This window comes from Exiguobacterium sp. SL-10, assembly GCF_004337025.1.
GTDB lineage: Bacteria > Bacillota > Bacilli > Exiguobacteriales > Exiguobacteriaceae > Exiguobacterium.
In genome coordinates this window covers 1-19,713 of record NZ_SJUP01000020.1, presented here as the reverse complement: position 1 = coordinate 19,713, position 19,713 = coordinate 1, and the positions used below count along the sequence as shown (strand labels likewise).

The following is a 19,713-nucleotide window of genomic DNA, read 5'->3' as shown; positions in this document are numbered from 1 at the left end:
TATAGCGATATAGTCGTCAAATATTTATCATTTCACCAAGTACTACAAAAGAGTTCATAGTATTCATTCCTGATTAAAATCTACAAAAAAACCTTCGTATCGGCATACAAATTGCCGTACGAAGGCTCTTCTCTTTTACTCCACCCTAAACCGATACACCGTCCGCGAATGATACAACTCCTCGGGTTTCAGTTCAATCGATGTGGCGATGTCTGGGTGATTCGGTGCGTCCGGCAGTGCTTGGGCTTCTAGACAGATGGCACTATGCTTCTGCCGTCCCTCGAGCGTGATCGGCGTCTCTTCACTGAGGAAGTTGCCCGTATAGACGACCATGACCGGTTGATTCGTCTCCACGTCCATGACGCGTCCGCTCACCGGGTCATGCAGTCTCGTCACCCCACCCTTTAAGATGAACGGATGATCCAACCCTCCGGCTTTCGCAATCGCTTCATCATTCGATGAAATCGCCTCTCCGACTGGCTTCCCGTCGCGGAAGTCGAATGGGGTCAAAGCCACCTGCAACAACTCCCCCGTCGGCAACGACTCGCCATCGAGTTTGGCGACATGCTCAGCAGGCAACGTCAACACATGATCATGAATCGTCGGTCGACCGCCGAGATTGAAATAGTTGTGATGGTTCAAGTTGACCCACGTCCGTTTATCCGTCGCAGCCGTCATCGTGACGACGAGCTCATTGTCGTCCGTCAGCTCATACAAGACTTTGAACGTGACGTTGCCGGGATAGCCTTCCTCCCCGTCTGGACTGACATATGTGAACGTGATCGCTTGTCCTTCGACATCCATGTCCCAATGCCGGGCCGTGATGCCTTCGTCTCCGCCATGGATATGATGCGGGTCCTCGCTTGGGGTCAAGGCCACCCCATCAATCTCCGCGTTGCGGATCCGTCCGGCGATCCGTCCGACGACGGAACCGAGATAGACCGGATTCTCGAGATATTGTTCGGGACTGCCGTACTTCAAGATGACAGAGTCCATGTTGCCGTCACGGTCCGGTGCCGTCAATTCGGTCATGGCACAACCGTATGAAATGGCCGACAGCCGCATGCCATTCTTGTTTTCAATCGTTGCTTCTCTCAACTGGCTCACCTACTTCGATTCGTTTACCTGTTCATTCCCGTAGTCGTCGCCCCGTACTCCACTTTATCGACGTAGCTCAGGAATCCGTTCATGAACGCGGTGAAACGTTCCTGTCCTTCCACCGTCTGTTTGAACACGCCTGCGTCCTCGAGCCCTTTGACGAACTTGTCGACGACAGCCTGGTCGACAATCGTCTTCGCATCGCCTGGCTTCGCCTTCAACTCGTCCGCCCAAGCCCGGTGCATATCCGCGACTTCGACATCCTCACCCGCGACAAAACGGACGACTTGTTCGAGTTCGGTCTTGAGTCGGGCCGGTAAGACGGCGAGTCCCATCACTTCAATCAAGCCGATGTTCTCACGCTTGATGTGATGGACGTCGCCGTGCGGATGGAAGATGCCGTCCGGATGCTCGTCGCTCGTCCGATTGTTGCGAAGGACGAGGTCGAGCTCATAGCGTCCGTCACGGCGGCGCGCGATCGGTGTCACCGTGTTATGGCGCACGTCCCCTGTATACGGGACGATGTCCCCTTCTTCATACTGTTTCCAATGGCCGAGCAACTGATTCGCCAACATGACGAGCTGCTCTTTATGACGGGAACGAAGCCGGACAACCGAGAGCGGCCAATAGAGCGTCTCGATCTCGACCTGGTCGTAACGGTCCGAGCGATACGTCGAGACGACCTTGGCGTCGTCCATCGCAAACCGGTAGCGGCCAGCCTGGTAATGGTCGTGCGTCAAAATCGATCCACCGACGATCGGCAAGTCCGCGTTCGACCCGGCAAAGTAGTGCGGGAACTGCGACACGAAGTCGAGCAGACGCTCGAATGCGCCCCGGTCGATGACCATGTCGCGCACTTCGTTCGACAACAAAATCGAGTGCTCGTTGTAGTAGAGGTACGGCGAATATTGGAACGACCACGCCTGTCCGCCGAGTGTGAGCGGGATGATGCGATGATTGGCCCGGGCCGGGTGTTTCAAGTGACCGCCGTAGCCCTCGTTCTCAATCGCGAGCAATCCTTTCGGATAGTTCGTCGCTGGTGCCGGTTGCAGCCGGGCGAGCGCAATCTCACGCGGGTCCTTCTCCGGCTTCGATAAGTTGATCGTGATGTCGAGCGTGCCGTAGCGGGTCGGCGCCTTGTACGTGATGTTGTTGGCGATCCGTTTCGTCTGGATATAGTTCGACGCCTGGCTCATCTTATAGAAGAAATCGGTCGCCGCTTCGACGTCCGTGGCACGAAGCGCGTTGAACGTCCGAGTCACTTCCGAAGGCTTCGAGACGAACACGTCCATGACCTCGGACATGAACCGGTCCTTCTCTTCCAACAGATCCTCGACGAGCCCGTTTGCAACCGCATGGTCCGTCAACGTCTCGAGCAAGTTCGGAATCGAGTCGCGCTGGACGAACGTCGGTTTCGTGAAATCGAGCTGACCGAGCTTCGCGAGGACACGGTTCCGCGAGTAGATGCGGTCCTGCTCCGTGATCAGTTCCTCACGGATCGCCGCCTCGACGAGCGCTTCAATCGTAGATTCGATCATCGTCTCACCCCTTCGACATGTTTATAGCCTTCCGGATGATGCTTATGCCAGTTCCAGGCGTCGGCCAAAATGACATCGACCGTCGACCGCTCGGGCATCCAACCGAGCACATGTCTCGCCTTGTCCGGTGACGCGATCAACATGGCCGGGTCTCCAGCGCGGCGCAGCCCGGTTTGAACGGGGATGGTGTGTCCTGTCACACGACGGGCCGCCTCGATGATTTCGAGCACCGATAGCCCTGTCTCCGTTCCGAGATTGAACACGTCGCTCGCGCCGCCTTGTTTCAAGTAGTCGAGCGCGCGCACGTGGGCGTCGACGAGGTCTTGCACGTGAATGTAATCGCGGATGCATGTGCCGTCCGTAGTCGGATAATCGTCACCGAACACGGTGATCGCGTCCCGCTTCCCGTTCGCCACTTCGAGCACGAGCGGGATGAGGTGTGTCTCCGGCATATGGTCCTCACCGATTTCACCGGTCGGGTCGGCCCCGGCGACGTTGAAGTAGCGAAGCGCGACGAAACGAATGCCGAAGGCGCGGTCACACCACTTCATCATCGTCTCCATGGCGAGCTTCGTCGCCCCGTACGTGTTCGTCGGGTTCGTCTCGGCCGTCTCGCGAATCGGCATCTCGTCCTGGTCGCCATACGTCGCGGCCGTCGAGGAGAACACAATCCGGCTCACGGAGTGTTTCCGCATCGTCTCAAGCAACACTTGTGTCCCGAAGACGTTGTTGTCGTAATACTTCAAAGGCTCATCCATCGACTCGCCGACGAGCGAGTTGGCGGCGAAATGGAGCACCTCGGTGATTGACTCGTTCGCGAACGTCTGGTCCATGAAGGCACGGTCGCGGATATCCCCTTCATAGAACCGGACTTGTTTCGGTACCGACTCGATATGGCCGGTCTGAAGGTTGTCGATCACGATGACGTCTTCCCCGCGCGCAAGCAAGGCGCGGACTGCATGGGAGCCGATATAACCGGCCCCTCCGACGACGAGTACACTCATTTCACTTCCTCCTCTACAAGTTCACGTGCGCCGTCCCCGACGGACGCGATATAAAATGTCGGCGCATAGCCGATCTCTGTCTCATATACGTGCGAGACGGTCCGCATCACTTCTTCGGTCGACGCCTTGTCGACGAGGGCGATGGCGCAACCTCCGAAGCCAGCCCCGGTCATGCGGGCACCGATGACGCCGTCACAGTTCTGTGTCGAGGCGACGAGCGTGTCAAGCTCGCGGCCCGTCACTTCATAGTCGTCGCGGAGCGAGGCGTGCGAGGCGTTCATCAGTTCACCGAACGCGTCGAGCTGTCCATCCTCTAGCGCGGTGAAGGCGAGCTTCGTCCGCTCGTTCTCCGAGATGGCGTGGCGCGCCCGCTTGCGGAGCGTCTCCGGGAGTTCGTCCGCGACCGTCTCGAACGTCGCGACCGACAGTTGGCCGAGCGAGGCGACATCGAAATGTTGCTGCAACAGGCCAAGTGCCGTATCGCACTCGGTGCGGCGCTCATTATATTTCGAGTCGGCCAGTTCGCGGCGTTTGTTCGTGTTCATGATCAAGATGTCATAGCCGTCGAGCTTGATCGGTGCGTAGTCGTGATGAAGCGTGTCGCAATCGAGCAGGATGGCGTGGTCCGCCTTTCCCATGCCGATGGCGAACTGGTCCATGATGCCGGAGTTGACACCGATGAAGTCGTTCTCGACGCGCTGTCCAAGATGGACGAGGTCAATCCGATTGAGACCGAGTCCGTATACCTCATTGATCATGAGCGCCGTCACGAGTTCAAGCGAGGCCGATGACGACAAGCCGGCGCCGTTCGGGATATTGCCGGCCAGAAGGAAATCGAATCCTCCGACCACATGCCCGTCCGCGCGCAACAGCGCGACGACGCCTTTGACATAGTTTGCCCAGTCGTGGTGTGCGTCATACGTCCCATCTGTCACCGGGAACGTGACGATGCCGACGTCCTCGAAATTGAGCGAGTAGACGCGGATCAGTTCATCCTCACGCTTCCGGACGAGCCCGTACGTGCCGAACGTGATGGCACATGGGAAGACGTGGCCTCCGTTGTAATCGGTGTGTTCGCCGATCAAGTTGATGCGGCCCGGTGCGAAGAAGCTTCGCTCGGGTCTTGCCGAGAACACGGTCTCGAACTGTTCGTTCAGGTGTGCTGAATCAAATGAAAGCATACGACTCCATCCCTTTCTTTGCTCATGCCGGGCGGATGACCAGGCAATACGCATCATAGTCCTGTTGTTGTGTGAGTGTGAGGCCTTGTTCCATCAAATAGCGTCCGCTCAAACGTTTTTCTTCATATACATACGTGCGTTCCGGGTCGAGCCCGGCGAGTTTGACGCGCAATCGATTCTTGCCGTAGTGACGACGGTCGGCATTGACGAGGACGACATAGTCCTCCCCGTCCGTATAACCCATCGCGTGCACCCCATCCGTCTTGAGCGAGGCGAGACGAGAGCTCGTGCCGTGTTGGACGAGCGGGCGGATCGACTTGTATGTCTTGATCCATTGTGCCGCCTCAACAAGCTCGTCTTGGCTCCATTCGAGCAGGTTGCCACCGATGCCGAGCGTGCCCTGCATCGCGCTGACGAAACGAAACCTGAGCGGGAGCGAGCGGCCGTTCAACCAGTTCGGTGCGTCCGTCACCCAGCAGCTCATCATCTTGGCGTTGTAGGCGTACGAGAAGCCTTCTTGAATCTCGAGCCGGTCGAGCGCATCGGTGTTATCGCTCGTCCAAACTTGTTCGACGCGGGTGAGCACACCGAGGTCGATCCGTCCCCCACCGCCGGCACATGACTCGAAGGCAACGTCCGGATGTTTTGCCCGGAGCGTATCGAGAATGCGATAGACGGCTTCCGTGTGGCGGAGCCACAGCTCTTTCGCGTCGCGTAATTGCGGACTGTCCGGCTCTGAGAAGGCGCGGTTCATGTCCCACTTGATATAGCGGATCGCATGCTTCGACAGCAGTTCGTCCAACAGACCGGTCACGTGCGCCTCGACTTCCGGGAGCGCCAAGTTCAACACGAACTGATTGCGCGACGTCGTCGACGGGCGGCCGTCCGTGTGGTAAATCCAATCGGGGTGCATCCGGTACAAGTCCGAATCCGGGTTGACCATCTCGGGCTCGACCCAGAGGCCGAACTGGAGTCCTTTGTCTTCGACGTAGCGGATGAGCGGCTCGAGCCCGTTCGGGAACTTCGTCGGGTTGACGTGCCAATCCCCGAGACCGGCCGCGTCCGAGTTCCGTTCGCCGAACCAGCCGTCGTCGACGACGAACAGCTCGCAGCCGATCGCGGCTGCCTCATCGACGAGCCGTTTCTGCCCGTCCTCGCTGACGTCGAAATACGTCGCCTCCCATGAGTTATACAAGACGGGGCGGAGCGTCTCGCGCGTCCGTTCCGGCATGATGACGTCGCGCTCGAAATCGTGCGCGTTCCGGCTCATGCCGCCAAAACCCTGTTTTGTGTAACCGATATAGCCGGTCGGTGTCGTAAACGATTCACCCGCTTCAAGTCTCTTCGCGAAGTCGAACGGGTTGAGTCCGCCTGTCACTTGCGTGAAGCCGAACTGGTCGCGCTCGAAATGGATCGCCCAGTTACCAGAGTGAGCGAGGAAGCCGTAAATGACCTCACCGTTTTCTTCCGTCGCCGACTGGTCGAGCGCGAACCACGGATTGCTTTGGTGACTCGTCAAACCGCGGCGGCTTTCGATTGTCTTCTTACCTGGGAGCAAGTCGCCTTGCTGGAGCTGGAACTCGCTCGTCCACGCCCCACTGAAATGACTGAGGCGAAGCTTGCGTTCCGTCAAGCCGAGGCTGAACGATTGCGCGCTCTCGAGCGTCACCGTCTCCCCTGTTTGAATCGTCATCTTGCGGGCGATGATGTCATACGCCGCATACACCGTGAAGTGGAGCGTCACGGTCAACTGTTGAATCGAGTCGACCAAGTCGATCTCGAGCGTGTCGCCATCGATGCGCGCCTCCTGGAACGTGAAGGCATGCAGCCGTTCACGCTCCGTATGACTCTTCAACGTCGGTTCCGTATAGACGAGGTCACCGAACGAGGCGAATTCGTACGCGGCGACGCCTTCTGGTGTCTCAAATGACGAATGCAAAATGCGTGCGTCCGGCAACTCGGCATAATCCGACTCAAGGAGCCGGCCACCGAGGTATTGATGGGCGAGTCGTCCGCGGGCGTCGACATCGAACACGTAAGCGAGGTTTTTTCCTTCAATCACGAAGCGGTTGTCGAAGCGGTAAATCATGCCTCCACCTCCTGCTTCAAAATGACGACGTCGAGCGGGTTGAGCTCGAGCTTGCCTGATACCGAATCTCCATCGAGCGTCTGCCATTCGCCTGACACGTCGACCGTCGACGTCACGTCCGTCGAATGGTTCATGTAGAAGCGGATGATATACCCGTCGCCGTGGCGATCGACTTTCTCGACGTCGTCCGGAAGACGGTTCGCATCGATGCCGGCGCGTGTGAGCGCCTCGTTGTAAATCACATCGAGCATCGCATCGTCGACCGATGAGCCGATGTATGTCACATCCCCTTTATACGTGTGGCGCGTGACGGCGGCCGTTCCTTTATAGAACGCCTGCTCATACGTCGCGAGCACGTCGGCACCTTTCGGCGTGATCAAGTCGCACCAGATGTTCGCTTCCGAGACATAGTCGCCTAAGCGAACCTGGTTCGACTGGACCGCCTGCAGGCTCTCGTACTCGTCAATCTCGATGCCGGCATATTTTGCGAACTTGCCCGGTAACGTGTCGAAGTGACAGCGGTTGATCGGGTCTTTGACGCCCGTCCGGTACGTGAAGATGACGTGGCCACCGTTCTCGATATACTCGATGAGCGATGCATCGAACGTGTCATTTCCGAGGAAATAGAGTGGTACGACGACAAGTTTATATTTGTCGAGCGCGTCCCCTGGGAAGACGATGTCCGTGTTGACGCCTTGGCGCACCGCCGCCCCGTAGAAGCGGACGAACTCTTGCTTGAAATTGAACGCGTCCGAGTGTGGTTGGTGCGTCCACGCCCATAGGTTCTCTTGGTCGTAATAGACGGCGACGTCGGCCTTGTATTCCGCGGCGTTGATCATATCGCCGTGTGTCGTCAATTCCTTCATGACGCCCTGCACTTCATCGAATTTCCGTTTCGGCTTGCCGTCGTGGTCGATGATGCCGTGGCAGAACTCCTCGGTCCCGAAATGGGCGGCCCGGAAGCGGAAATAGACGATTGCTTCGGCGCCGCGCGCGACGGCCTGATGCGTCCACAGACGGATATGTCCCGGTCGCGGCAAGTAGCCGATCCGGCTCCAACCTTGGGCACCGCTCAGCTGCTCCATCACCCAGAAACCTTTCCCTTGTTTTGACGATCGGCATAAGTCGTGGTCGTGCGCCGTCTTCTCGAATCGGTTCGGCTCCGGTAGACCGCCCCAGACCGGATAGTTGTCGAACGAGACGTAGTCGAGGTCTTGGGCCATCTGTTGTTGGTTGATCGCCATGTCGCTATAGACGAGGTTGTGCGTGATGAACGCGTCGTCATGGATGAGCGGCCGGAGCGTATCGACTTGGAGCTTGTTGAACGAGCGGTAAGCGTCCGAGCAGAAGCGATCGAAGTCGACGAGGAGCGACGGATTGTGCTCTTGGAACACGGTGCGAGGAACCGGAATCTGACTCCATGCCGAGTATGTATGGCTCCAGAAGACGGTCCCCCAGGCCGCGTTCAACGCGTCGAGCGTCTCATAGCGGTCTTGTAGCCAAGTTTGGAAGGCGACTTGATCGACGTCACCGTACGAGCGATCCGATTTCTCGTGGCCGTACTCGTTGTCGGTCTGCCAGCCGATGACGGCCGGGTGTTTCCCGTAACGCTCCGCCATCTTCCGCGTGATGCGCTCGCAGTACTCGCGGTACACCGGACTGTTGACCGTGTAGTGGCGACGGGCACCGAAGCTGATGCGGACCCCGTCCGCCGTCACCGGCAGAATGTCCGGGTACTTCTCAATCAACCAGGCCGGTGGCGTCGCCGTCGGCGTGCCGAGGATGACGTCGAAGTCCTTGCCGAACGTGTCGACGACCTCGTCCCAAAACGAGAAGTCGAACTCGCCGTCGGCCGGCTCCATCATCGTCCACGCGAACTCGGCCATGCGGATCACGTTAACCCCTAACTCTTTCATCAAGCGGACGTCCTCGTCCCACAGGGCGCGGTCCGTCTGTTCTGGATAATAATCTACACCTACATACATGTGATTCACCTCAATCGATTATTTGACCGCTCCCGAAGTCATGCCTTTCTGTAAGAAGCGTTGGAAGAAGATATAGAACACCATCGTCGGCAAGCTGATCAAGACGAGCGAGGCGTACAGTTTACCTGGGTCGCCGCCGAGCGCTTCCGTGAAGAACGTCGGGGCCATCGTCACCGTCTGATAGGCCGGGTCCGTCATGAACGTAAGGACCATCAAATACTCGTTCCAAGAGTTGAGGAACGCATAAATCGTCGCCGTCGCGAGCGCCGGCTTGGCGAGCGGCATCATGATTTTATAGAAGATTTGGAACGTCGTCGCCCCGTCGATGTGGGCCGCTTCCATCAGTTCGTTCGGCAGCTCGTCGAAGTAGCTCTTGATGAGCATGAGCCCGAACGGGAGGAAGAACGCCACCTCGGCGCCGATCAATCCCCAGTAGCTGTTCAAGCCGTCAAGGTTGCGTAGCGTGAAGAAGAGCGGGACGATGAGTGACGCGACCGGCAACATGAGCCCAGCTAGAACAAGATTGAACAACAGTCGCTTCCCTGCGAACTCGAGCTTCGAGAAGCCGAACGCCGCGAAGGCGAGGAACGAGATCGAGATGAGAATCATAAAGAACGCGACGATGAAACTGTTGAAGACGAACTGAGGGAAGTTCGGGTTCTGTAACGTCGCGATATAGTTACTGAAGCCGTTGACCCGTAAACTCTCTTTGAACATGACGAAGATCGGGAACAACCAAATGACCGCCATGAGCGACAAGCCGAGATTGGTGAGCCATCTTCCTTTTTTCGTTTGAATTTCCATCGGTATCCCTCCTCAGTCCATTTTCTTCTGTACGCGTGTCTGGAAATATGTGATGCTGAGCGCGATGATCAGCAAGATGATGGCGACGGCACTGGCGTAGCCGACCTCTTGATGTAACATCGATTTGCGGAACAGGTACGTCGAGATGACCTCGGTCGAGTTCCCCGGTCCGCCTTGCGTCGAGATCCAGACGATATCGAACGTCTTCAGTCCACCGATGACCCCGAGAATCGTCAGCGTGAACGTCGTCCCTTTCAAGTTCGGGAACACGACGCTCCAAAGCGTGCGCCAGAAGCCGGCACCGTCGATATTGGCCGCCTCGAACACTTCACGCTCGATGGCGAGCATCGCCATGTAGTACATGATCATCGATGAACCCGTCCATTGGAAGATGTTGATCAAGATGATGGCGTATAAGGCGACGTCCTGATCACCGAGCCAGTTCTGTTCGAACGCACCGAGACCGATCATCCGGAGGAATTCGTTGATATAGCCGAACTGGAAGTCGAAGATTTGCGAGAACGCGGCACCCAATACGACCGGGCTCAACACGACCGGGAAGAAGAACACCGACTTGAAGAACGTGCGACCGACGCCTTTCGTGTGGAGCAAGTACGCCAAGACGAGCCCGAGCCCTGCTTGAATCGTCACGGTCAAGACGGTGAAGATGCCCGTGTTCTTGAGCGCGTTATAAAATTCTGGGTCGCTGAACATGCGAGCGAAGTTCTCGAAGCCGATATACGTCTTCTCGAACGAGATGCCGTCCCATGAGAACAGCGAGTGATAGGCGTTATAGAAGATGCCGTAATAGATGAAGGCGATGACGAACAGGACGGTCGGGGCGACGAACGCCCAGCCGATCAAATTCTTCTTCAGCTGCGCTTTCTTTTTCGTCGGGTCCGGTTGTTTCGGCGGGACCGCCGACAGCTTCGGCTGTTCTTCCGGTAACTCGGTTGCGTGTTGCATAAGGTTCCCTCACTCTCATAAAAAATCGAGCGCCAGTCAGGCTGGCCACTGGCGCTCGTTCGATTATTTCCCTTGGTCGGCGATCGCTTGAATGCGCGCGAGCGCTTCTTTCGCGTCTTGACCGCCGGCGATGTTTTGAAGTTCTTTGCCGAGCGTGTCGTATACTTTCGGGTCACGGATGCCGCGGCCCGCGACGGCGTTCTTCACCGTCTCGTTCAAGATCTCGTATGACTCGCGCTCCACGTCAGACGTGAACTTGTCCTCATACGCCACTTCGATGTCCTTGATGGCTGGTGCCATTTCGAACTTCTCCATGTAGAGCGCTTGGCCCTCGCCTTGCGTCATGTAGGCGATGAAGGCGGCCGCGCCGTCTTGTTGTTTCGACTCTTTGTTGACACCGAGCGCCATGTCGATTGAGGCGATGACCGGTTGTTCTGTGCCGCCCGCGAGGTTCGGGAGCGGGACGAAGCCGATCTCATCTTCGAAGTTGTTCCACTTGTCACGCTTCTCGACCGTCGTCATCGAGTGGGCTTCCCATGAGCCGATGACCCACATCGCTGCCTTTTTGTCGAAGAAGTTGTTCATGCCGTCCATATATGTCGCGAGACCCAAAGCGCCTTCTTGGAACACTTTGTCTTCGAACAGTTGCTGCCACAATTCAGCCGTCTCGACCATCTCTTTGTCCGTCCATTTCGCCTCACCCGCGAGTACTTTTTGGATGTACCCTGGTGCGACCTGATGGCTCAAGACGTTGAAGACGTCCGTACCGACCCAGGCGTCTTTCGCACCGAGCTGCATCGGGATGACCTTGTCGCCCGAGGCGTTGATTTTGTCGATCGCCGTGATCGTCTCATCATACGTCTTCGGCGGTGTCACACCGTATTTGTCGAGCATCGTCTTGTTGTACATGAGATACGCCTGACCTGTGAACCCGACTGGTACCGCCATCTGTTCGCCGTCGACCGTCGTCTGTTCGACGCCGAGCTCGATCAACTTCTCTTTCCAGCCCGCGCCGGCCGCTTTGTCCATGTAGTCTTTCGCCGGGACGAGGCGGTCCTTGTATTGCGGGATCATCGGTTCCTTGAGACCGATGACATCTGGGCCGTCGCCGCCGAGCATGGCGACTTGGAGCTGTTGCTCATAGTCCTCGAGACGTTTGAACTTGACGACGTAGTCGTCTTGCGACTCGTTGAACGCCTTGGCCATTTCTTCCCCGACTTCTGGTTGTGGCGCCCAGCCCCACCAGTTGATGACCGGCTTGCCGTCTTCCGTCGTCGCGGCCGCCTCTTCCTTGCCGCCGCAAGCAGCGAGTAGTGATGACAAGACGAGTACCGATGATGCGAGTGCGATTGTCGTTTTCTTCATGTTCATTCTCCTTTGAATGTTATGCGACCAGCTTGAGGCAAAGCTCCCGAATCAAGTGGTCTGGCATCGGTTGATCCCCGAGCCGGGTGAGTGTGTACGCGATCAATTCCAAATCAACCTGCCAATGGTCGTCTATGTACGAGCCGACGACGTATAGGTCCGCCCCGAACGGCAGCGCGTCCTGTTGTTTCAAGCGCCAGAGTAACATCTCGAACAGGTCGTCGAAGCTGTTCGCCCGTTCGGCTTGGTTCAAGTCCGAGACGCGGAACAGGCGGATGTCGCGGGCCTCCTCGTCGTAGAGCCGGAAGATGCCGTCCCGTCGTGAGCGGGTCACGACGACGCCGTCCGCTTTTGTGAACGCTTCCAATTCACGGAACGATGAACCGTCCCTCGTGAACAGCCGCGTCGCCCCGTAGCGACCGAATATATCGTGAAACTTGTCTTTCAGCAATGGTGTCTCTATGTCCATGTCTACCCCTCCACTTTCCCGTTTGAGAGTGTCACCCCTTACTTAGTAAATTAAATTTATTATCTAACTACAAAAAGACTATAGCATATCTTTTTTAGACTTGTAAACGGTTTCATGTAAATTATTTTTCGACACGAAAAAATCGCCCTCGAGGTGAGAGCGATTGAATCATTGAATCTCGCCGAACAGTTGGTTCGTGATCAAAGCGGCCGCACCGAGCGCGCCGTGGTTCGCGTTCCACGGGACGACGCGGATGTCCGTCTGGCGGGCATCCATCGTCAGCGCCGTCTGGGCGACCCGCTCCTGGATGTTGGCGACGACGTTCGGCGCGTAGTTGAACAGCGGTCCCCCGAGCAGGATCCGGTTCGGGTTGAGCAAATGGATCATGTTGAGGGTCGCGATGCCGATATACTCCCCCGCCCGCTCATACAGTTGCTGGATGTCGGCGTTCGTCCCGACGGCGTCCCGCAAATCGTTCAGATTGAGCTCGTGGTTGAGCTGCCGGGCCTCGTTCAAGATGGCCCGTTCTCCGGCGACGGCCTCTAAACAGCCCCGGTTGCCGCACGAGCAGATCGGTCCGTCGAGCATAATCCGCATATGGCCGATCTCACCGGCGATATGGTGTTCTCCGTCGATCAGTTCGCCGCCGTGGACATAAGCGCCCCCGATCCCGTAGCCCGCGTAGACGTAGAAGAACTCGTCGATGCCAATCGCCTCGCCGAAATAGAGTTCGCCCAAGGCGAGCGTCCGCACGTCGTTCTCGACGAAGACGTTCTGGCTCAGGCGCGCTTCGAGTTCACGCTTGAGCGGGATGTCATGTAGGTGGAAGCGTGGCGCGAACAGGACAATTCCCTCGCCCGCCTCGACCATCCCGTGGACGGACACGCCGAGTCCGATGACGTCACCTTCTGCCTTGCCGGCCAGTTCTATGTACAGTGTCACGATCGCCTCGATGAACTCCTCGTTCGTATCGAACCGCTCGTCATGCCACGCCTCACCTAACATCTCCCCATGGATGTTCGTGACGACGCCATGTAATTTCCGCTGCGTCGCATCGATGCCGATGACGAAGCGGTCGCTCGCCGCGAGTTCGAGCATGATCGGTCGCCGGCCCCCGCTTGAGACACCGAGCTCGCGCTCGTTGATCAGCCCCTCGGCTTTCAGTTCATTGACGATGTTTGAAATCGTCGGTTTCGTCAGGCTCGTCTTGTTGGCGAGCTCGACCCGGGACACCGGCTGATGGAGCCGGATGAGCCGGAGGATGAGCGAGCGGTTATACGTCCGCATCCATTTCGAGTTCCGTGGTGTCGTCTTCCCCATAACTGTTCCACCCATTTCTTTGCTTTTTTTCTTAGTATAGCATGTCGGGGAAAGCGCTTATTGGGTTACCATACAACTTCATTGGTCTATCTTTCCTTTTGAATTTATCTTCCACCGAATATAAATTCGTCGATTTCGTAATAATTATCAAACACCTTTTGGGCTCCAGCGCTAATCAGACTGCCTCGACGCTGTGAACTCGAATCAAGACCAATTGCATAAATTCCTGCTGATATAGAAGACTTAATATCTTTTACATCATCACCTAAACTAATTACCTCTGACGCTAACAATTCCAAGCTTTCCAAACATTTAAACATTGGTTCTGGGTGCGGTTTTCTATTGTGGACGTCATGAAACGCAATTAAAACATCATATTCAATATTGTGGTGAGATAGAACTTTTTTTGCATACGATTGTGGAGACATTGTTACAATTCCAATTTTGATTTGGCTATCAACGATTTTTTGAAGTAATACATCCACATTATCATACAGGAGTGTTCTATGAATATTGGTGTAACAAAGTGGCCAATTCCGACTTTCTCTAAACCCTGTCAACATTGTTGTATCCACCAATGTTTCATCTAAGTCAAAAATAATCCCCTTATATTTTGTCATTCTTATTTTGCCTCCATATTTGTTTTAAGATATCAATAGACTCGTTCAAAGTAATATTATTCTTCTGACAGACTTCAATATACTGAAGTACATTTTTTGAAATATCATCGCTATTATGCTTATCTAATGAATCAGACCAAACATCATTTCCAAACATGTCTAGTTGCGAAATATTAACTTCACTAGCTGGGAGTGTATGAACTTTTCCAGTCTGAGAAGATAAATCATCTTTTTCCTGCAACTCTCTCAACTTTTTTGATAGGATTTCATCAATAACTTTATAATCGTTTTTATTTTTAATTACATGCACTTTCTTTTGATTGATTAATTGATGAATGCCTCTGTAAACATCTATTTTTTCATGGTCTTGTTCAGAAGGAACTGGACAGAATACTATCCTGTCTTGAGTAAATGCATACTGAATAGTGTGTTGCGTTCCTCCTGCAATATCAGTTTGGACAGGACAAATACCCAAACTTAAACCACTTTGAATTCGATCTCTTTGTACAAACGCCGACTTATTCGGACGAATGCCAGGTGCATATTCTGAAATAAGTAACCCTTGTTCTTTCAAAATCCTTTTTGCTAAATCAATATTGTCTTTAGGATAAATAGATGAGTCATCCACACCACCTGCTAGTACCGCAATGGTAAATCCATTACTTTCAAGAGCCCCTAAATGAGCACCCGTATCAATTCCTGTTGCCAATCCACTTACAATTACGTATCCCAAATCGCTGAAGGAGGCTGCAATTTTACCTGCAGCGTTCATACCTTTAGTAGTGGCATTACGCGTACCTATTATTGCAATTTGTTTACTCTGTGTTAAAAGATTAATGTTTCCTTTGCAGTACAATACAGCAGGAGGATCATTAATTGCACGTAATGCTCTAGGATATCGTTTATCAGAGAGAGAAATTACCTCAATCCCTTTTTCTTTATACATTTCAATTTGAGAAGTAGCTTTTTTAAATTTTTGGTTCATATAGTCAGAGTTTAGTAAAAACGATATAGAATTTTTTCTCACCCCTATCTTTTCAAAATTTATCTTTTTAATTTCTTCAAAATAATTTTCTTTTGTTAAATCAGGAAAATTTAAATAGATTTTCAAGAGTGTTTTAGTACCTATTCCAGTAATGCTAGAAATTGCTAACCATACATCGTTGTTCAACTGATACTACCTCCTCTATCTAAATGTAAGTCCTAGTACGACCTTGTAAACATTTGAAGCACCCGCTCTTTTCAGTAAAGTTTCACATGCGGTTAACGAACTCCCACTTGTACAGACATCATCCAATAAAATTACTTCTCTATTTCTAATTATTACATTATTAGTTACTTCAATACTGCTTAAATGTGTTTCAACATCACGACTTCCTCCACGTGAGGCTTTTGGTACACTTGTATGCCTCTGCAAGCAAGCCGTACCATCAATACGTCTACCAAAGCTTACAAATTTTTGTGCTAATTTTTTAATACCACTATCAACTTTATTACTATCTGATGATGGTACAACGCAAATCACTACATTATCGCTACTTAATCCGTGATTCATTAGTAGAAAAAAATCTTGGATATCTTGATCTCTGTTTTCTTTCAAATTCAAAATGCTACCACTAAAATTGTTAAAATTAGGATTTTTTTCTCCGTGGATACGATAAGGATGATAATAATCCACGTAATATACATCTGTGTATTTTTTAAAAATTTGATTCGAAACCATAAGCACACTCCTTTGATTTATTTAACACATATTATACAATAAATAACTTTATAAATTTTAAATTGTAAAATATAAACTTGGTTTACATGTATTTTTGTATAATGCAAAATAGGAGTGGTTTTTGCACAATATTTGTGAGGTAGTGATAGTGACATTATGGGAACAAAATCAAAAGGATTGATCCCCATAAATGAGCTTAAATTCCTAGATGATTTATTGCGCGTCACATATGTTCACACATCTTGTAGCTCGTCTTATATACAACGACAACGGTGCATGTTGACCAGACCTGCGGTCACCCTTGTCATAGACGTCACGATTTCCCAAAGCGACGACTGAAGTATCTTTCGAAATGCACAAAGTGCCCCGTTTGTATATTCAAATACCGAAATGATTTTGTGACACTGCTAGTGGTTTTAAAACAGATTCAAATCCCGAACCACTATGCTGAAAAAATTGCTATTGATAACTTCGTCTTCAAAAAAGGGCATCTGCATGGAACTACCATCTGTGACGCTAAAACACATCGTTCCATCGACTTGCTTCGAACTTGTGACTCTGAAGTGTTGACGGATTGGATTATTAATTTGGAGAAACAACCTGTCCGTGCATTGGTCGATAGATTCCAGGCTTATCAATAAACATTGCTCGATCAGGACATCATAGTGGCGTGCTACCGATTCCATCTCGTAGATACCTTTGCCGATATCTTAATTTGATTTGCCAACCTCTCCTTCTTTCTCGAATCCCTGTAAATTTGGAAGGTGCTGTATCGTATGATTTCAAAACACAAAACCCATCTGAATCCCTGAAAGAAACGAAATGCCGTTGGTCGAATCCGACTTATAATCCCTCCCCCATCGAAACATCAAAGATCCCACTTGATTGATTGTATTATGCTATATTCGAAAAATATGTTCTAAACCGATATACGCTCCAGGAGACGAACGCTTGCTTGAGTCACTTAGGTTATCGTGCCGTCCGTTACCATTCACGTGACATGTCATAGATGTCTCGTACCTGTTGGCCTACTATATAGATTTCGCCATCCCATTCTGTTTCAGCCAAGGATTTTGAGAAGCGATTCGTGAACTGAACGCGGAACATTTTTTGGCGTTGACCACCAATCCACAAGTTACATCGTATCCCGGACTGAAGCGCTTCATAGTTCTTTCAAACAAAACATAGAGTCAACCCTGACGGTTCGTAGGTTTGAAGAAAAACAACAGTTATGTGGAGGTGGGTCAATCACCTTAAAATGTTGAACCGACTTGTGTAAGGAAGAGGAATTTTTGACTTGATCAGGACTCCGATACTATGTCGCAATCCTGAACCGATTCCCGCTCATTAATATTGTAAGAGAATGAGCGACTACATTTAGAAGGTCGTTCGTCATCGCTTACCAATATTGTGTAAGGACTACCCCTATTCTGCACCACATAATTTCTCCATTCATTTGATGGCTAATACAGTTAACAGCTCAAAAAATCAACGTACGAAACGACATTCATTCGCTTCGTCGGATATTCATCGATATTCGAGATGGACTAGCGTCCTTATCACACATAAGCCTAGGGCTTGATTGAAATATCGGCTTACAATAACGAATGGAGTCGGAAGGCGAACGTACAGCAACAACCAATCGTCGAATATCGATGACTATACTCGAATTAACCTAGGAAAATCAACAGAGCGCTCGGAAACGAATTGCCACATGAATCAACTTGATGATCAAATCCACGCATGGGAGCCGATGATTCACTATGTCATCCGCCACCTGTCGATCCACCCGAACGAACAGGAAGACTGTGCCCAAATCGCAAGGATCGCTCTTTGGGAAGCATTGAATCGCGGCTGCACGCTATCCAAGACATATTGCTTCCAGCGGATCCGGGGCGCCATCCTGAATCACCAACAAAAGAACGCCAGACATTTAAAGCACGAGGTCGCCGCCGAACGGATCCCCGAACAATGCATGACGTCCGAACGCGATCTCTTTGACTGGCTCGACGAACAGCGGTTGTTGCTGTCGCCCCGCCATTTCGAACTCCTCTGCCACTTGATTGATGGGACCGAACAGACGCTGTCTTATTCGCCGAGTCGTTTACGGGCATATAAGGCCGACGTCCAACGGGAACTGAGAGAGGCAATCAACTTGAAGGAGTGAACGACATGAAACAAGTGTTAATGACTGATGCAATCGACATGTACTTAACAGACATGAGAGAACGAAAAGAAGCGCCCGAGACGACGCTGAAAAGCACGCGCAATTCGCTACTGCGCTTTGCCCGCTATGCAGCCGAGCACGGTGCAATGTACATCCAAGACATCAGCGAGACGAACCATGCGATCCCGTATAAGAAACACATTAGCGGGATGGCCGACAATACGGTGAAATCCTATATCATGCGCATCCGCGGACTGTTCACGTTCGCCATTGAGCAGCAATGGATGAATCATAATCCGTTCGGTCGCATCGTCACACGGGAAGGTGTCAGCGAACCGCCAACAATCATCACACGCGACCAATTGAACACGGTGCTATACCACGCCCTCAATTACACCCTGTATACGATTTACCTCGTCGGAGGGGATGCCGGATTACGGATCAGTGAGATTTTGAATTTAGAACTCGACCACATAAATTTCGAGGAGCGGTTGTTGACGGTTCGAAAAGGCAAAGGGGATAAAACACGTCATGTCCCGATGACGCCTCGACTTACCGACGAACTGAAGAAGTATATCGCCACGCACCGACCGAACGTCGGGAAATCGAATCATATTTTCTTGATGCCGACCGGACGTGTCGTCCAACCCGGATTTGTGAACAATGATCTGAAGAAAATCGCGCAAGAACAATTCGGGGTAAAGCTGACGAGCCACATGTTACGTCATAGTTTTGCGACGACACTGTACGACCAGAGTCAAGACATCCTTGGTGTAGCCAATCTCCTAGGACACAAGTCAATCAATACGACTGAGCGTTATCTCCATGTATCCAGAGAACGGAGTCGGAAGTTGATTGATAACTTGAATGAATAAGAAAAAGATTGAGGCAGGAGTAGTTGCTTACTCCTGCCTCAATCTTTTTGAAGTGATGCTAGATTAGTACGGTTAAAACAAAATCAAAACCAAACTCAACATTTTTTGTCATCACAGGTTCGAATTCCTGTTTTTGTGGAAACAGCAGAGAAAAATGCAATCAAAAGTTTGATCAACGATATCAGAATTTGTAATCAACGCTGTTAAAATGGTTCTTGCTCACTTTTGATGAAGCCCGTCTTCGGGAATTAGTTCACTAAAAGGATTGAAGGGATCAATCATGTTAAACGAGTTTCTTCCAGAACTAGAAGTGGTCGAGGTGAACCGTCGTGATGAAACATATCAGTTCATTTGTCATGGAAAAAAGTCGTGCGCACCCTGTTGTAGACGTCAAGTTGATTTTGACACTTTTTGCTCGTTTGCCTTTTACACTTCTGCCGAAAACAATGATTTCCGGTTCCTCATCCGATGACTGTCGTCATCACTATGTATGATTTCGACGCGATGGA

At 52.2% G+C, this 19,713-nt stretch carries 16 protein-coding genes; 2 read left to right on the top strand and 14 right to left on the bottom strand.

The window, feature by feature from the left end; translation table 11 throughout:
• Positions 1 to 135 precede the first annotated feature (135 nt).
• From EVJ33_RS14750 to EVJ33_RS14685, 14 genes are all read right to left on the bottom strand, one after another.
• Complete coding sequence (locus EVJ33_RS14750; protein WP_236634656.1) at positions 136 to 1,107, bottom strand: aldose epimerase family protein; 972 nt, start codon at positions 1,105 to 1,107, stop codon at positions 136 to 138.
• Positions 1,108 to 1,121: 14 nt separating this feature from the next.
• Entirely contained in the window at positions 1,122 to 2,636 is a 1,515-nt protein-coding gene (locus tag EVJ33_RS14745; protein WP_131438275.1) for a UDP-glucose--hexose-1-phosphate uridylyltransferase, read from the bottom strand.
• Positions 2,633 to 3,640, bottom strand: coding sequence for a UDP-glucose 4-epimerase GalE (gene galE, locus EVJ33_RS14740; protein ID WP_131438273.1), 1,008 nt, complete (start codon positions 3,638 to 3,640; stop codon positions 2,633 to 2,635). The genes EVJ33_RS14745 and galE overlap by 4 nt, the downstream gene beginning before the upstream one ends.
• A complete protein-coding gene (locus EVJ33_RS14735; protein WP_131438271.1) occupies positions 3,637 to 4,821 on the bottom strand; it encodes a galactokinase in 1,185 nt (394 codons plus the stop codon). The genes galE and EVJ33_RS14735 overlap by 4 nt, the downstream gene beginning before the upstream one ends.
• A gap of 22 nt (positions 4,822 to 4,843) precedes the next feature.
• Positions 4,844 to 6,910: an alpha-galactosidase gene (locus tag EVJ33_RS14730; RefSeq protein ID WP_131438269.1), complete on the bottom strand. Its 2,067-nt coding sequence runs from the start codon at positions 6,908 to 6,910 to the stop codon at positions 4,844 to 4,846.
• Positions 6,907 to 8,895, bottom strand: coding sequence for a beta-galactosidase (locus EVJ33_RS14725; RefSeq protein ID WP_131438267.1), 1,989 nt, complete (start codon positions 8,893 to 8,895; stop codon positions 6,907 to 6,909). Before EVJ33_RS14725 ends, EVJ33_RS14730 begins: the two co-directional genes overlap by 4 nt.
• A gap of 18 nt (positions 8,896 to 8,913) precedes the next feature.
• A complete protein-coding gene (locus EVJ33_RS14720; protein WP_021066292.1) occupies positions 8,914 to 9,699 on the bottom strand; it encodes a carbohydrate ABC transporter permease in 786 nt (261 codons plus the stop codon).
• Between the two features lie 12 nt (positions 9,700 to 9,711).
• Complete coding sequence (locus EVJ33_RS14715) at positions 9,712 to 10,665, bottom strand: carbohydrate ABC transporter permease (RefSeq protein WP_131438265.1); 954 nt, start codon at positions 10,663 to 10,665, stop codon at positions 9,712 to 9,714.
• A 63-nt stretch (positions 10,666 to 10,728) separates the two neighbouring features.
• Positions 10,729 to 12,030: an ABC transporter substrate-binding protein gene (locus EVJ33_RS14710; protein ID WP_236634655.1), complete on the bottom strand. Its 1,302-nt coding sequence runs from the start codon at positions 12,028 to 12,030 to the stop codon at positions 10,729 to 10,731.
• A gap of 19 nt (positions 12,031 to 12,049) precedes the next feature.
• Positions 12,050 to 12,499 carry a hypothetical protein gene (locus tag EVJ33_RS14705; RefSeq protein WP_131438261.1) on the bottom strand — a complete coding sequence of 150 codons (450 nt, stop codon included), beginning with the start codon at positions 12,497 to 12,499 and terminating at the stop codon, positions 12,050 to 12,052.
• Positions 12,500 to 12,667: 168 nt separating this feature from the next.
• Positions 12,668 to 13,819, bottom strand: a complete 1,152-nt coding sequence (locus EVJ33_RS14700) for an ROK family transcriptional regulator (RefSeq protein WP_131438259.1) — start codon at positions 13,817 to 13,819, stop codon at positions 12,668 to 12,670.
• A gap of 104 nt (positions 13,820 to 13,923) precedes the next feature.
• Positions 13,924 to 14,439: an HAD family hydrolase gene (locus tag EVJ33_RS14695; RefSeq protein ID WP_131438257.1), complete on the bottom strand. Its 516-nt coding sequence runs from the start codon at positions 14,437 to 14,439 to the stop codon at positions 13,924 to 13,926.
• The gene (locus EVJ33_RS14690) at positions 14,426 to 15,610 is read right to left on the bottom strand and encodes a DNA-processing protein DprA (RefSeq protein WP_131438255.1); all 1,185 of its coding nucleotides are present in this window, start codon (positions 15,608 to 15,610) and stop codon (positions 14,426 to 14,428) included. The genes EVJ33_RS14695 and EVJ33_RS14690 overlap by 14 nt, the downstream gene beginning before the upstream one ends.
• A gap of 15 nt (positions 15,611 to 15,625) precedes the next feature.
• A complete protein-coding gene (locus EVJ33_RS14685; protein WP_131438253.1) occupies positions 15,626 to 16,162 on the bottom strand; it encodes a ComF family protein in 537 nt (178 codons plus the stop codon).
• A 1,714-nt stretch (positions 16,163 to 17,876) separates the two neighbouring features.
• Here EVJ33_RS14685 and EVJ33_RS14680 point away from each other — a divergent pair.
• Positions 17,877 to 18,329, top strand: a complete 453-nt coding sequence (locus tag EVJ33_RS14680) for a sigma factor (protein WP_131438251.1) — start codon at positions 17,877 to 17,879, stop codon at positions 18,327 to 18,329.
• A gap of 5 nt (positions 18,330 to 18,334) precedes the next feature.
• Positions 18,335 to 19,204, top strand: a complete 870-nt coding sequence (locus tag EVJ33_RS14675) for a tyrosine-type recombinase/integrase (protein ID WP_131438249.1) — start codon at positions 18,335 to 18,337, stop codon at positions 19,202 to 19,204.
• Positions 19,205 to 19,713: the final 509 nt, after the last annotated feature.